Below are 15,283 nucleotides of genomic sequence, written 5' to 3'. Positions count from 1 at the left end.
CGTCAGGGGGTGTAAAACAACGTAAAGTCATAGATTAGCGACGCCTGATGACGTAATTTCTGCCTCGGAGGTACGTAAACAATGAATAAAATCCTGTTAGTTGATGATGACCGAGAGCTGACTTCCCTGTTAAAGGAGTTGCTCGAAATGGAAGGTTTCGATGTGCTGGTTGCCTATGATGGGGAACAGGCGCTTGAGCTTCTGGATGACAGCATCGATTTACTTTTGCTCGACGTCATGATGCCGAAGAAAAACGGCATTGATACGCTGAAAGCACTTCGTCAGACACACCAGACACCCGTAATCATGCTGACCGCTCGCGGCAGCGAATTGGATCGCGTACTTGGCCTTGAGCTGGGCGCGGACGACTATTTACCTAAACCGTTTAACGACCGTGAACTGGTCGCGCGCATCCGCGCTATTCTGCGTCGCTCACACTGGAGCGAACAGCAGCAGAACAGCGATAACGGTTCGCCGACGCTGGAAGTTGATGCGTTAAGCCTTAATCCGGGTCGCCAGGAAGCCAGCTTTGACGGGCAAATTCTGGAGTTAACCGGCACCGAATTCACCCTGCTCTATTTGCTGGCTCAGCATCTCGGTCAGGTGGTTTCGCGTGAGCACCTGAGCCAGGAAGTGCTGGGCAAACGCCTGACGCCTTTCGATCGCGCGATCGACATGCATATCTCGAACCTGCGTCGTAAGCTGCCAGAGCGTAAAGACGGACACCCGTGGTTTAAAACCCTGCGTGGTCGCGGCTACCTGATGGTCTCCGCTTCATGATAGGGAGCTTAACCGCACGCATCTTTGCCATCTTCTGGTTGACGCTGGCACTGGTGTTGATGTTGGTACTGATGTTACCCAAGCTCGACTCACGCCAGATGACCGAGCTACTGGACAGCGAGCAGCGCCAGGGGTTAATGATTGAGCAACACGTTGAAGCTGAACTGGCGAACGATCCACCCAACGATTTGATGTGGTGGCGTCGCTTGTTTCGGGCGATAGACAAGTGGGCGCCGCCAGGACAGCGGTTATTACTTGTTACGACGGAAGGACGCGTGATCGGCGCAGAACGCAACGAAATGCAGATCATTCGTAACTTTATTGGTCAGGCCGATAACGCCGACCATCCGCAAAAGAAAAAATACGGTCGCGTTGAGATGGTCGGGCCTTTCTCCGTCAGAGACGGTGAAGATAACTACCAGCTGTATCTCATACGACCTGCCAGCAGCTCACAATCTGACTTTATCAACCTGCTGTTCGACCGACCGCTGTTGTTGCTGATCGTCACCATGTTAGTCAGCTCACCGCTATTGCTTTGGCTTGCCTGGAGTCTGGCGAAACCGGCGCGTAAGTTGAAAAACGCGGCGGATGAAGTAGCTCAGGGTAACCTGCGTCAACATCCTGAGCTGGAAGCCGGTCCGCAGGAGTTCCTGGCGGCAGGCGCGAGCTTTAACCAGATGGTTACGGCGCTGGAACGGATGATGACCACACAGCAACGCCTGCTGTCGGACATCTCTCACGAGCTGAGAACACCGCTAACGCGTCTGCAACTGGGCACCGCTCTGCTGCGCCGTCGTAGCGGTGAGAGCAAAGAGCTGGAGCGCATTGAAACAGAAGCTCACCGACTGGACAGCATGATCAACGACCTGCTGGTGATGTCACGTAATCAGCAGAAAAACGCGCTGGTCAGTGAAACAGTGAAAGCTAATCAGCTTTGGGGCGAAGTGCTGGATAACGCCGCCTTTGAAGCTGAGCAGATGGGTAAATCACTCACGGTGAATTTCCCGCCGGGTCCGTGGCCGCTGTACGGTAACCCAAATGCGTTGGAAAGTGCGCTGGAAAACATTGTGCGCAATGCCCTGCGCTATTCACATACGAAGATTGAAGTTGGCTTCGCGGTGGATATCGACGGGATTACCATCACCGTGGACGACGATGGCCCAGGCGTTAGCCCTGAAGACAGAGAACAGATTTTCCGTCCGTTCTATCGTACCGATGAGGCGCGCGATCGCGAGTCTGGCGGAACGGGTCTGGGTCTGGCGATTGTTGAAACCGCAATTCAGCAGCATCGTGGCTGGGTGAAGGCCGAAGACAGCCCGCTGGGTGGTTTACGGCTGGTGATTTGGTTACCGCTGTATAAACGCGCGTAACAGGCTTCCCCGGTACGACATAATTACCGGGGAAGCATTCACGTTATGCCGCCGCAGCCGCCGCCGCTAGCTTTTGCTTTTTAATTCGCTTCACCAGAATGGTCGAGCAGATAAAGCCCATTAAGCTGAACGCAATCATCACGCTAAAGACATAGTTGTAGCCAGTGATGCCGCTATTGGTATCCAGCAAATAGCCGTACAACGTGTACGCAAACATCGCTGGCATATAACCGATGATGCAACCAAATGCCATTGCCGAGCCCGCATACTCACGTGGGGTACCGATCTCATCCATCGGCGCGAAGAAAATGGCGCGCTGTGAGAAGATAATCGCTCCGAACCCTAATGTCGCCGCCATACCGATATACACGTTCATTGTTTGATGCGGTAACTGCATGAACACAAGCATCGCCACAGCAGAGATCAGGAACGTCCACTTCAGATACACTGTCGGTGATTTAGCAACTTTATCTGCCAACATTCCACCAATCGGCCCACCTACCATTTTTAACGCATACTGGTTGATGATGCCGTACGCACCGACGAGAGCTACCGGAAGCATATAGATATCTTTTAAGAACGGAATAAAGTAAGTCAGTCCACAGTACGCGGCATAAACGAAGAAAATACCTAAAGAAGCCAGCCAAACATTAGGGCAGGACAAAACATGTTTGATACCCTTTAACACTTCCATGTTGGCACTGGTTTTCTCGCCGCCTTTCACTTTGTCATCATCGACAATAAAGTACGTCACAATACCTGCCACAAGCGTAATTACCGTATAGAACAACAGGCCCGCCTGCATCCCCGCTTTACCTTCACCAAACTGAACGAAGACAAACAGAGCGCCAGATGCAACGATAACATCCACCACACCACGTCCGGCTTCTAAAAAGCCGAACATGCGTCCTTGTTCTTCTTTCGTTCCCAGCAAACGAACGGCTTTCAGCAATACCGGCCAATAAACCACATCGGCAAAGAAAGCCATCGCGGCAAAGCAAATGAGATAACCAGTAAATGACGGTAGCGTTGCCAGATATAAGCCACATAACCCAACGCCAATCAGACCGAACGGTAATAATATTTTCTTGGAGTAACGATCTGCGATATAGAGAGAAAGAAAAAGTCCGGTTGTCTGAACAATCGTATAAACCGTAAAGCTCAACCCAATTTGCGTATTAGTTAAACCCCAGTCATTCTGCATTGGCACATAGAAAACATCTTTCATACTTGAAAGCTTGAATATCGTGCCGCCGCCTAAAATCAAAAAACAGAGCCTTGCCCATTTATTCATGAACATGATTAAACCCTCATTGCTTGTTGAGAGAAATATCTAAATTAAATTGTATAATTAATAAAGCCAGGGGATTATTTTCATAATCCTTTCCGCATTTAATAATATTTTAAGAAAACTAATTAATTGCCTATAAACTTGTCACATATATCACGAATGTATTTTATTTGGGCAAGAGCATGTTCTTTTTCCTGCGCCAGTCGCGCATCAATCATGTTGCTGTCAGGCAGCGGCGTATAACTTGCATCGCGCCATGGGATCCATGGATTATCACCCTCATCGTCGAAGCGAAATGCAGGGGCATAATATTCAACTTCTTCTTCCAGGCCAAAAGCATGTACTTGCGGTTTATCTTCACCTAAAAGTAATAATGCCTTAAGCATCTCTTCCATGGGTAAATCGCCGTGTCCTGAACGACAAGCCTCATGCCCCCAGCCTTTACCTTCTTTAATAATTTTTGCGTCTTTGATATGCACCTGAGTGATCAGAGGAGACATAACCTCTAACGCAGAAAGCGGCTGCTCATTGGCATTAATCATGTTGCCAAAATCAAACAGAATAGAGAGATTTTTCATCCCGCTATTGTTAACCAGCGTCACCAGCTCATGGCCTTGCAGATCTTCATGCTGTTCGATAGTAAAGCTTAGTCCGCAATCGTCATACTGAGACAGCCACGCAATATCATTGGCAATCTTCGCCATAACATCGTTGAGATGCCCTTCATAACGCGGGTAGAAACGCACTGAAGTTGCACCAGTAGCAACAGCAATACGGATGGCATCCGTCAATGTCGCCTTATCCGATGCGCTCGTTTCGATATGCACATCCAGATTATATTTTTTGGCCTTCTCTTTAAAATCGTGTAGCTGCTGATCGTTCAGTTTCTGCAGTGATTGGGACTCACCATCCTCAACATGTATTTTTACACCCTTCAATTTTTGCTGATGCGCAATATCCAGAAGATCCCCCGGCAGGACTCTCTCGTAGCGCATATTCAGATGAAAAGCATAAGCATGTAGGTACAGCGGTATATTTCTCGCGCGTTCCGCAAGAAGTTCTTGGTTACATTTTCCCATTATTTTTCTCATTCATCGCGAATAACAAGTTCCACTGATTCAAGTCGCCAGTATTCGAAATCAACCTGAACCACTTTTTTATCTCGGGTAGCCCGATGTTTTTCTACTAAAATTCCATACGTATTAGGCGCAACACCCAGCTCTTTGCAGGCCACTTCTGGCATATTGACCGGTTTAAAAATCATTTCTTTGATATTTAAAACATGACCAAACGCATCTTCCCAGACGCTGGCAAAAGACTGATTGCCCAATTTATTAATGAATCCTGGCGCAACATCAGCATCAATATAGGATTCATGGTAAAACACTTTATGTGAATCAAGACCGCACCAGCCGGTAACTAAATAGCGGTCACCGGAGGAGAGAAAAACATCATCAACATGATGCGGAACTGTATCAATGGTTTCTTTGGTTAAATAATCCCAAAAAGGCTTACGTCCCTGAGCACAGGCTTCAGCATTGAAGCTGGAAAGTGATTTAGGGTTATAAATAAATCGCTTCGACGAAATAAACCAACCACTGCGGTTCTTGCGGAAAATACGCGCATCGATCTCAAGCTCAATCAGAACCTGACGTAAGGTCATACGCTTTGCATCCAGCAGCTCACATAACTCCCTTTCCGAAGGCAATTTGGACCCCGCTGGTAAATTCTTCTCGTTTAACCAGCTTTCAAAGCGCTCCCTGAGCACATCAACATTGTTTTTCTTTTTCATTTCGCTCATCTGGTTTAAACCAATTTGAAGCTAAGATATTTGAGTGCAGGAAATACTCAAGTTTTTTTTCAACGCAGAGTTTCTTTTTGTGGACCAGGTATCAAGAATGGCTTTGAAGCAAACCGAGACCGTCAGGTTTTTGCCCGGTTTTGTACACAGGGGGGATGAAGCACGGGGGAGAGGTAAATCAGGTGTCTCCACCTGATTTAACTGCCAGATGAAGGTAGGTTTATTTTCCCCACAAACGGCGGGAATTGTCTTCGATCTTGCCGCTTAAACGGCGCTTTTGCATCGTTCTGGTCCAGCTTTTTGATAACCCAGCAGCCGACAGTAAACGGTGATATTGCGAATCATCAAACGGCATATGCCAGGCGATAGCAATGGCCTCCCGCACGCTGACGTCGCTCACGCGTGACGCCAGGATCAATGGCGCGTCTGCTGACACCTGACCAGGCGCGATGACGCTACACAGCCAGCCCGTCTTGCCCGCATCCTGCATCTGGCTGGCCATATCGCTGATGCCAAAATGGAAATTCAGCTTAAAGCACGGCGAGCGCGGCTGCGTGACCTGAATCAGCGCCTCTCCCCACTGGAAAATGTCGCCAATATACACATTATCTTCAGTCAGCCCCTCAGTAGAGAGGTTCTCACCAAACGCGGGGGCGACAAATAGCTCCGCCTGCTCCGGAAACGCTTGTCTCCAGTGCTGATAGTGTTCACGCGGATAGTGACACAGCGCGCGATCCGGCCCGCCGTGAATTTTCGTTTCCGCTTGTTCATCCCCCGTCAGCCCCAGTTCGGTCAGCATCAACTCACCGTCAATCTGGACTTTAGCAATCGCGCTGGGACGGCTTCCCGTGTAGTCCCGAACTTTGCCTGTAAAAACATCGACCGGATATCGCATCTGTTCCCTCTCCCGATAAATTTCCCCCATTACACCACATTTATTTTACCCCAGTCGCTCAAAATGAGAGCACGGTTCACATGAAACTTAGGGACACATGCTATCAATGTAATCTGGTTTTGAAACATCATTTCAAATAAGGAGTCGACAACGTGACTGGTCAATCGCAATTTGCTGGCGTCTGGTGTCCTTCCATTACGCCAATGGACAATGATGGCAAGATCGATCTCAACGGTCTAAGCCAACATCTCAAACGCCTTACCGAGGCCAAAATCGACGTGATTTTGCTGATGGGCAGCATCGGGGAATTTGCCTCCTTCACGCTCGAAGAAAGACTGCTGCTGATCCGCGAGGCCCGCGCCATGAGCTCGCTGAAGATGGTCGCCAACGTCTCATCCACCTGCCAGAATGATGTTTTATTGATGGCGCAGGAAGCGTATCGCTCAGGTTACGATGCCGTGATGATCCTGCCGCCCTACTACTACGGACAAACAGCGAAACAGCTGCTGAGCTACTTCCGTCAGTTGGGGCAGACACTCAGCGGCAAATGGTTTGCTTATAACTTCCCGGCACGCACCGGCTGCGATTTAACTCCCGAACTGGTAGCCACCCTCGCCGCCGAGTTCCCGAATTTCGCTGGCATTAAAGACACCGTCGACTGCCAGTCCCATACCCGCAGTATGATTCAGACCACCCGCGCCGTGCGGGAGGATTTTGCCGTGCTGTCCGGCTATGACGAATACTACATTCCCAACCTGTTAGCAGGTGGCGCGGGGATTATTTCAGGGTTGAACAACGTCATGCCGGAACTGTTTGTCAGCGCGCGGGAAGCGTTCAAACAGGGCGACCTGGCAGCGCTTCGCGATATTCAGGACCAGATTGGCACCTACATGTCCATCTATGCCATCGGCGAAGATTTTGTCACCACCATCAAAACCGTGGTATCGCGTAAGTTTGGCTATTGTACCAGCGTGTCACGTAATGCCGGTGGAGAGTTGAACGAGAGTGAGTGTCGAACAATCGATGAGGTGTTTGTCGTCAAAGGGTAAATAATTAAGCCGGATGGTGCAGACCATCCGGCTTAAGAGACTTACTTCACGGTGCCACGAATATCAATTTCTGCCGCCCTTGCTTTGGCCCTTTTCGACCAGATAGACGTGATAATCGGCACCAGAATGGAGGTCACAATCACCGACGTGGCGACCAGGGAAGTTGCTGCCGGTGCCATCGGTTTAAATGCCGGAACCATTTCAGCAATCAGCACAGGCGTAGCAACCGCCGCCCCCGCAGAACTGGAAGCGGCAATCCCCGCCGTACCATCGCCACCACCAATCAGTTTATCGGCGATAATCAATGGAATACCAGTGATAATAATCACCGCCACGCCCAGCAGAATACCCAGCACGCCGGTCTGCGCAATCACGCTCAAATCAATGGTGTTACCTAATGCGAAGGCAAAGAACGGGATCAGCGTCTGCACCGCTTTGCTGAAGAACTCCCGCAGTTCAGGGTCCAGATTCCCCAGCGCAAAGCCAATCAGGAACGGCAATACCGCACCAACAAATACGTGTGGTTCAAACGACGCGATCCCGGCGGTTCCCAGAATCACCATGGTCATCAGCGGGCCAGACTCCAGCGACATCAGGACAAACGCCCCGGCCTCTTCTTTGGTGCCGTACTGCTGCATAATCGAGGCATACAGCCCGCCGTTGGTCATATCCATCGCGGCCACCAGCGCCAGCGTAGACAACCCAGCGAAGAATCCGACCTCTACACCATGTTCCGGCAGAATGCGTGAAGCAATCGCTGCAACCACCCACGCCACCAGAATCTTGGTTATGACTAACGTACCTGATTTGAGCAGCACGGTGCCGGTGGCGCTTAGCTTGATCGACGCCCCCATGCAAAAGAACCAGACTGCCAGGATAGGCACCGTACCGGTGATCATACCGTTGGTAAAAGAGCCGAAATATTTCCCGGCGCCGGGGGAAAAGGTGTGACACAACGCGCCCAGGAAAAGCGGCACCAGCATCATACCACCTGGGATTTTCTCTATCGTACGTTTGATCTGCATTTCCATCACCTGTAGACATAAAAATGGGGCAATTTTTATGGGCGATTGCATCTTGCTTTGAGATGCGCCCGTCTTGATGAAAAGAAGATAGACATTCATAGAGACTATAAAAGTGATCCCACTCGCATAATAAAACCTTGTTTCAATTTAAGTGGATCATTGTTTTTATATTGAGTTTGATCACAAAAAAACCCCACAAGCATCGCTTGCAGGGCTTTGTTAAAGCGTAGAACTTATTTTTTTGCTGCGAAACGCGCGGCAGCTTCGTCCCAGTTCACGACGTTCCAGAACTCTTTGATGTAGTCCGGGCGACGGTTCTGGAATTTCAGGTAGTAAGCGTGTTCCCAAACGTCCAGGCCCACGATTGGGAAACCGGAAGCGCCAGAGATAGCTTCACCCATCAGCGGGGAATCCTGGTTGGCGGTGGAAACAACAGCCAGTTTGTCACCTTTCAGAACCAGCCACGCCCAGCCGGAGCCAAAGCGGGTTGCCGCTGCTTTTTCAAATTCAGCTTTGAAGTTGTCAACGGAGCCGAAGTCACGTTCGATAGCCGCTTTCAGGTCGCCCTGCAGCGTAGTACCGGTTTTCAGGCCTTTCCAGAACAGGCTGTGGTTAGCGTGACCGCCCGCGTTGTTACGCAGTACGGTTTTCTTGTCTGCTGGCAGTTGATCCAGTTTGGTGATCAGCTCTTCAACGGACAGGCTGGCGAATTCAGGCAGGCTTTCCAGCGCAGCGTTGGCGTTATTTACGTAAGCCTGGTGGTGTTTGGTGTGGTGGATTTCCATCGTCTGCTTATCGAAGTGCGGTTCAAGGGCATCATAAGCGTACGGCAGGGATGGCAGTGTATAACTCATAATCATCTCCAGTATTGTCGGGCGGCCAGTGTTAACGCCGCGTAAGCAGTTGGGTCATTATAGTTAATTAAATGATATTGAAAATGATTATCAATGCCGTACTTTTTACATGGTCTTAATGAATCAAACCCATTGTTAAAGATGTGAGCCGAATCACCCACTTAACGTGATAATTGCCAACATGCGCAAAAGGGCGGCAATCGTCAAAAGGTTAACCACCTGCGTAATTTTTAAACTCGTTAGGTCGGAGGGGTCATTACCGACGATAAAAAATAACGAGGATTAAGTCATGAGTAACGCGATTACGATGGGTATCTTTTGGCATTTGATAGGGGCAGCCAGTGCCGCCTGTTTCTATGCCCCGTTCAAGCAAGTCAAACATTGGTCATGGGAAACGATGTGGTCGGTTGGCGGGATCGTCTCCTGGATAATCCTGCCGTGGACCATCAGCGCCATGTTACTTCCCGATTTCTGGGCCTACTTCAGCTCCTTCAGCCTCTCCACGCTGGCGCCGGTATTTCTGTTTGGTGCAATGTGGGGGATTGGCAATATCAACTATGGCCTGACCATGCGCTATCTCGGTATGTCGATGGGTATCGGGATTGCGATAGGTATTACGCTGATTGTCGGCACGCTGATGACCCCGATTATCAACGGCAATTTTGATGTACTGATCAATACCTCTGGTGGCCGCATGACGCTGCTTGGCGTACTGGTCGCGCTGATTGGCGTGGGTATTGTTACCCGTGCCGGTCAGTTAAAAGAACGCAAAATGGGCATCAAAGCGGAAGATTTCAACCTGAAAAAAGGTCTGGTTCTGGCCGTCATGTGCGGTATTTTCTCCGCCGGGATGTCCTTTGCGATGAACGCGGCGAAACCGATGCACGATGCCGCCGCCGCGTTGGGCGTCGATCCGCTGTATGTCGCCCTGCCTAGCTATGTGGTCATTATGGGCGGTGGCGCGCTTGTTAACCTGGGCTTCTGCTTCATTCGTCTGGCAAAAGTGAAGAACTTGTCGATAAAAGCCGACTTCTCGTTAGCCAAACCGCTGATTATCACCAACGTGCTGCTCTCTGCGCTTGGTGGCTTGATGTGGTATCTGCAATTCTTCTTCTACGCCTGGGGCCACGCACGTATTCCGGCGCAGTATGACTATGTAAGCTGGATGCTGCACATGAGCTTCTATGTTCTGTGCGGCGGGATTGTCGGTCTGGTATTGAAAGAGTGGAAAAACGCGGGTCGTCGTCCGGTCAGCGTGCTAAGCCTCGGCTGCGTAGTGATCATTGTCGCGGCAAACATTGTCGGTCTGGGAATGGCCAGCTAAGCATGCTGAGTACTGAGATGACGCCACTGGCTCGGCGTCATCCCGGTTTCCCGCGTAAATACCACCGAAAAGTAGTTACTGTCCTCAAAGCCGCAGCGCATGGAAATCTCGCTAATCATCAACCGACTATGTTTGAGCAGATACTGCGCATGGCAAACCCGCACCTGGCGGAGATACTGGTTGATGGTCATCCCGGTCTGGCTGCGAAACTGCTGGCGCAAAACGCGCTCGCTGCATTGTTCGCGCTCGCAAAACGTATCCAGTTCAAACGCATGCTCATGGCTACCGGCTAACGCGGTGATCAGTTTATCCAACAGCGTTTCACTGGAGGTCGCCGGGAGCGTATCCGTGGCATAACGATGCCGCTTAAGGTGTGTCACCAGTTGCCCGAACAGCAGCTCAGCCATGGTAAAAGCCTGTGCATCACGTTGATTACTTTCATGTTCAAGCTGGCTTATCACCTGTCGGACCTGGCTCATGCCAACGCTGCCGAGTCGCCAATGCGGCTGCCTCGGCGTACCGTTAAATCCGGGGATCGCCCCTTGCCAGTCAACATTCAGCGTCAACCGCTCCGGGCAGTAGATGATATTTTGCAACACCAGGTCGTTCACGGAGGTGTAGGAGTGTTTATCTTCGGCGCGAATGTAAAACAGATCGCCACGGGTTATCCGGTACGGGCGATCGTTAAGGACATGCAGACCATTACCGCGCCAGACCATGACCAGCTCGCAAAACTCGTGGGTATGCTCAGCAAAGACATCCTGCGGATAACGGTCAGCCACGGCCACAGCCTGCTGCTCATGCGCAAAGAAGTCTGATTTCAGAAGGACCAGATGATTCGCCATCACAATATTCCCTGTCGGATGGCGGCTACGCCTTATCCGACCTACAGATTACGTGACACGTAGGCCGGATAAGGCGTAGCCACCATCCGGCGTTAAGGGACATGATTATCTGAGATTCGGCGGTAAAAAACGTTGATAGCTTTCGCGTTACTGGAGGCGGCTTGCCACAACGAGATCGCGCCCCTGACGAATATCGCGTGGTGACCACTTGAACTCACGGCGAAAAAGCGTCGAAAAGTGGTTACTGTCGCCGAATCCGCAGAGATAAGCGATGTCTGTCACGCTGTCATCACTGTGGCGAAGCAGATGCCGGGCCTTGATCAGCCGCAAGCGGTTAAGGTAGCGCTGCGGCGTCAATCCGGTTTGCTGTTTGAGCTGGCGATGCAGAGTGCGCAAAGAGAGGGAAAACTTCTCAGCCAGCGCCTCCCAACACACCTCGTCGGCAAAGTTATCTTCCAGCCACGCCATCAGGAGGTTAAGCCGCGCGTCGTTATCGGTCGCTGCTTCCATCAGGCTGCTTTTACGCAGCAGCACCAGCAGTTGCATAAACAGGATCTCGCGATTTGCCGCCGTTGGTGTATCCATCCCCTCACCGAGCGCTTCCATCTGCCCCACCAGTTGTCGAACCTGCTGCAACACCCCCTGATTCACCCGCCAATGGGAGGGATACTGCCCGTTCTGTTCCTGAGGTAAAAGCTGATTCAGCCCAGCCAGAAATTGAAACGCATCCGGAGAGCGATACAACACATTGGTCAGGCACAGATTGTCAGTATGTTCATATAAATGCCGGTCATGATCGCGAACGAAACACACCGTACCGCCGCTGATGGTGTAAGGCTGCCCGTTGAACACATGGATCCCCGTTCCATGTTCGACCACCACAATTTCATGAAAATCATGATGATGCTCTGGAAACGCAGGTTGAGGAAGCCGCGGTTCAATAGCCACTGGCGCTTTACCTGTCGGAAAAAAATCCACGCAATGCAATACCGTCATGATGACATCCTTCCCGATCAAATGAACATGGCTGAATAGTAATTAAGGGTTATCACCCTCACCTTAAATTTTTGACGCCAAAGTGCGTAAACACGGTCAATTCTTCAAGAAATGGCGGGAAAGATCGCGAATTGCGGAAGGCGTCACATCCGCTAAAACAGGTCCTATTAATAGAAATTGTGAACAGCGTCACGTTCACCTTTGCCATGTTGCCAGCCGCTAATTGTGGCTGTCACTGTCAAGAAGGTACGCTTTATCTGGGGTTCTTAGACTGAGTGCAATAAAACTCAGAAGGACCTCGCTATGACTTTTCGCCATTGTGTCGCAGTCGATCTCGGCGCATCCAGTGGGCGCGTAATGCTGGCGCGTTACGACAGTGAACACCGCTCCCTGACGCTACGTGAAATCCACCGCTTCATGAACTGCCTGCAAAAAACAGACGGTTTTGACACCTGGGACATCGACAGCCTGGAAAACGATATTCGTCTTGGCCTGAAAAAAGTCTGCGATGAAGGCATTCGGATAGACAGCATCGGCATTGATACCTGGGGCGTGGATTACGTTCTGATCGATAACATCGGTCAACGTGTCGGTCTGCCGGTCTCTTACCGTGACAGCCGCACGACCGGCATTATGGCGCAGGCGATGGAGCAGCCGGGTAAAGGTGAAATTTACCGCCGTAGCGGCATTCAGTTTCTGCCCTTTAACACCCTGTATCAACTGCGTGCGCTGGTTGAACAGCAGCCAGAACTGCTCCCGCAGGTGGCCCACGCCCTGCTGATCCCCGACTACTTCAGCTTTCGCCTGACCGGCAAAATGAACTGGGAATACACCAACGCCACCACCACCCAGCTCGTCAATATCAATACCGATGACTGGGATGACACACTGCTGGCGTGGACCGGGGCAGACAAAGCCTGGTTTGGTCGCCCGACGCATCCAGGGAACGTGATCGGCCACTGGATTTGCCCACAGAAAAACCAAATTCCGGTTGTCGCCGTCGCCAGTCACGACACGGCCAGCGCGGTCATTGCTTCTCCGCTGGCCGACAAAAACAGCGCCTATCTCTCTTCCGGGACCTGGTCGCTGATGGGCTTTGAGAGCAGAACACCGTATACCAACGATGCGGCGCTGGCGGCGAATATTACCAACGAAGGCGGCGCGGAAGGACGCTACCGTGTCCTGAAAAATATTATGGGGCTGTGGCTGCTCCAGCGCGTATTAAAAGAGCGCCAGATTACCGACCTGCCAACGCTTATCAGCCAAACGCAAGCGCTGCCGGCCTGCCAGTTCCTGATAAACCCGAACGACGATCGCTTTATCAACCCCGACGATATGAGTGCAGAAATTCAGGCAGCATGCCGTGAATCAGGCCAACCCGTTCCCCTGCAAAACGCCGAACTGGCGCGCTGTATCTTCGACAGCCTGGCGTTGCTGTACGCCGACATCCTGCAAGAACTGGCACAACTGCGTGGTGCAGCATTTAGCCAACTGCACATTGTCGGTGGCGGCTGCCAGAACACCTTACTGAACCAGCTGTGTGCGGACGCCTGCGGTATTCGCGTGATGTCCGGGCCGATTGAGGCCTCCACGCTCGGCAATATTGGCATCCAGCTGATGACGCTGGACGAGCTGAACAACGTCGATGATTTCCGTCAGGTGGTGCGCGCCAACTACGAACTGACCACCTTCATTCCCAATCCTGAAAGTGAAATTGCCCGCTACCAGGCGCAGTTTCAATCACTACGACAGACAAAGGAGCTTTGCGCATGACCACTCAACTTGAACAAGCCTGGGAACTGGCAAAACTGCGTTTCGCCGCGGTAGGTATTGATGTCGAGGCGGCCTTACGCCAGCTCGATCGTCTGCCGGTCTCCATGCACTGCTGGCAGGGCGATGATGTCGCCGGTTTCGAAAATCCGGAAGGCTCGCTCACTGGCGGTATTCAGGCTACCGGTAACTATCCGGGTAAAGCGCGTAACGCCACCGAACTGCGGGCCGATCTGGAGCAGGCGCTGAGCCTGATTCCTGGTCCAAAACGTCTGAATTTGCACGCGATCTATCTGGAATCTGATACGCCGGTTGCCCGCGACCAAATCAAACCTGAGCACTTTAAAAACTGGGTGGAGTGGGCGAAAGCGAACCAGTTAGGGCTAGATTTCAACCCATCCTGCTTCTCACACCCGCTGAGCGCCGACGGTTTCACGCTGGCGCACGCCGACGACACCATTCGCCAGTTCTGGATCGATCACTGCAAAGCCAGCCGTCGCGTCTCGGCGTATTTTGGCGAGCAGTTGGGTACACCATCGGTGATGAACATCTGGATCCCGGATGGCATGAAAGACATCACCGTTGACCGTTTAGCGCCGCGCCAGCGTCTGCTGGACGCACTGGACGAAGTGATCAGCGAGAAACTCGACCCGGCGCACCATATCGATGCCGTCGAAAGCAAGCTGTTTGGCATCGGTGCGGAAAGCTACACCGTGGGCTCTAACGAGTTCTACATGGGTTACGCCACCAGCCGCCAGACCGCACTGTGTCTGGATGCGGGCCACTTCCATCCGACTGAAGTGATCTCCGACAAAATTTCCGCCGCCATGCTGTATGTACCGCGCCTGCTGCTGCACGTCAGCCGTCCGGTGCGCTGGGACAGCGATCACGTGGTGCTGCTGGATGATGAAACTCAGGCGATTGCCAGCGAGATCGTTCGCCACAACCTGTTCGACCGCGTACACATTGGCCTCGACTTCTTCGACGCCTCCATTAACCGCATCGCCGCGTGGGTGATCGGCACCCGCAATATGAAAAAAGCCCTGCTGCGCGCGCTGTTAGAACCCACCGAGCAACTGCGTCAGCTCGAAGCCAGCGGCGACTACACCGCACGTCTGGCCCTGCTGGAAGAGCAAAAATCGCTGCCGTGGCAGGCCGTCTGGGAGATGTATTGCCAGCGCCACGACACGCCTGCGGGCAGCCAGTGGCTGGACAGCGTGCGCGCTTATGAAAAAGAGATTTTGAGCAAACGTAGCTAACCGTGACGCCAGGCTTGTAGGCCG

At 51.8% G+C, this 15,283-nt stretch carries 14 protein-coding genes; 6 read left to right on the top strand and 8 right to left on the bottom strand.

The window, feature by feature from the left end:
- The first annotated feature begins 81 nt into the window (after positions 1–81).
- Together cpxR and cpxA are read left to right on the top strand one after the other, a co-directional pair.
- Positions 82–780: an envelope stress response regulator transcription factor CpxR gene (gene cpxR, locus OGY10_RS14425; RefSeq protein WP_003028763.1), complete on the top strand. Its 699-nt coding sequence runs from the start codon at positions 82–84 to the stop codon at positions 778–780.
- Positions 777–2,150, top strand: coding sequence for an envelope stress sensor histidine kinase CpxA (gene cpxA, locus OGY10_RS14420; protein WP_003028758.1), 1,374 nt, complete (start codon positions 777–779; stop codon positions 2,148–2,150). The genes cpxR and cpxA overlap by 4 nt, the downstream gene beginning before the upstream one ends.
- Positions 2,151–2,193: 43 nt before the next feature.
- Here the strand turns inward: cpxA and OGY10_RS14415 are convergent, their stop codons facing one another.
- The 4 genes from OGY10_RS14415 to yiiM all read right to left on the bottom strand — a co-directional run bounded on the left by OGY10_RS14415 (position 2,194) and on the right by yiiM (position 6,137).
- On the bottom strand, positions 2,194–3,444 hold the full coding sequence (locus OGY10_RS14415; protein WP_095533158.1) for an MFS transporter: 1,251 nt from the start codon (positions 3,442–3,444) through the stop codon (positions 2,194–2,196).
- Positions 3,445–3,566: 122 nt separating this feature from the next.
- Complete coding sequence (locus OGY10_RS14410) at positions 3,567–4,520, bottom strand: sugar phosphate isomerase/epimerase family protein (protein WP_020996111.1); 954 nt, start codon at positions 4,518–4,520, stop codon at positions 3,567–3,569.
- A gap of 8 nt (positions 4,521–4,528) precedes the next feature.
- Entirely contained in the window at positions 4,529–5,233 is a 705-nt protein-coding gene (locus OGY10_RS14405; protein ID WP_020996112.1) for a GntR family transcriptional regulator, read from the bottom strand.
- 229 nt (positions 5,234–5,462) lie between these two features.
- Positions 5,463–6,137: a 6-hydroxyaminopurine reductase gene (gene yiiM / locus OGY10_RS14400; protein WP_020996113.1), complete on the bottom strand. Its 675-nt coding sequence runs from the start codon at positions 6,135–6,137 to the stop codon at positions 5,463–5,465.
- 152 nt (positions 6,138–6,289) lie between these two features.
- On the opposite strand from yiiM, the gene OGY10_RS14395 reads away from it, so the two are divergent.
- Positions 6,290–7,186 (top strand): dihydrodipicolinate synthase family protein, encoded by an 897-nt coding sequence (locus tag OGY10_RS14395; RefSeq protein WP_048237085.1) that lies wholly within the window; start codon positions 6,290–6,292, stop codon positions 7,184–7,186.
- A 41-nt stretch (positions 7,187–7,227) separates the two neighbouring features.
- On the opposite strand, the gene kdgT is transcribed toward OGY10_RS14395, so the two are convergent.
- Both kdgT and sodA read right to left on the bottom strand, forming a co-directional pair.
- Positions 7,228–8,211 carry a 2-keto-3-deoxygluconate transporter gene (gene kdgT / locus OGY10_RS14390; RefSeq protein WP_286576929.1) on the bottom strand — a complete coding sequence of 328 codons (984 nt, stop codon included), beginning with the start codon at positions 8,209–8,211 and terminating at the stop codon, positions 7,228–7,230.
- A gap of 233 nt (positions 8,212–8,444) precedes the next feature.
- Positions 8,445–9,065 carry a superoxide dismutase [Mn] gene (gene sodA, locus OGY10_RS14385; RefSeq protein WP_003825239.1) on the bottom strand — a complete coding sequence of 207 codons (621 nt, stop codon included), beginning with the start codon at positions 9,063–9,065 and terminating at the stop codon, positions 8,445–8,447.
- A 289-nt stretch (positions 9,066–9,354) separates the two neighbouring features.
- Here sodA and rhaT point away from each other — a divergent pair, with 289 nt between their 5' ends.
- On the top strand, positions 9,355–10,389 hold the full coding sequence (gene rhaT, locus OGY10_RS14380; protein WP_003825242.1) for an L-rhamnose/proton symporter RhaT: 1,035 nt from the start codon (positions 9,355–9,357) through the stop codon (positions 10,387–10,389).
- Here the strand turns inward: rhaT and rhaR are convergent.
- The gene (gene rhaR, locus OGY10_RS14375) at positions 10,386–11,234 is read right to left on the bottom strand and encodes an HTH-type transcriptional activator RhaR (RefSeq protein WP_008787014.1); all 849 of its coding nucleotides are present in this window, start codon (positions 11,232–11,234) and stop codon (positions 10,386–10,388) included. The genes rhaT and rhaR overlap by 4 nt on opposite strands.
- 147 nt (positions 11,235–11,381) lie before the next feature.
- Positions 11,382–12,230 (bottom strand): HTH-type transcriptional activator RhaS, encoded by an 849-nt coding sequence (gene rhaS / locus OGY10_RS14370; RefSeq protein WP_008787013.1) that lies wholly within the window; start codon positions 12,228–12,230, stop codon positions 11,382–11,384.
- 303 nt (positions 12,231–12,533) lie between these two features.
- On the opposite strand from rhaS, the gene rhaB reads away from it, so the two are divergent.
- Together rhaB and rhaA are read left to right on the top strand one after the other, a co-directional pair.
- Entirely contained in the window at positions 12,534–14,003 is a 1,470-nt protein-coding gene (rhaB, locus tag OGY10_RS14365) for a rhamnulokinase (RefSeq protein ID WP_048237087.1), read from the top strand.
- Complete coding sequence (gene rhaA / locus OGY10_RS14360; protein ID WP_008787011.1) at positions 14,000–15,259, top strand: L-rhamnose isomerase; 1,260 nt, start codon at positions 14,000–14,002, stop codon at positions 15,257–15,259. The genes rhaB and rhaA overlap by 4 nt, the downstream gene beginning before the upstream one ends.
- The last annotated feature ends 24 nt before the right edge of the window (positions 15,260–15,283 follow it).

This window comes from Citrobacter sp. Cpo148, from assembly GCF_030332375.1.
GTDB classification, from domain to species: Bacteria; Pseudomonadota; Gammaproteobacteria; order Enterobacterales; family Enterobacteriaceae; genus Citrobacter; species Citrobacter portucalensis.
The sequence above is the reverse complement of the archived record's forward strand: the minus strand, read 5'-3'. Positions and strand labels throughout refer to the sequence as shown.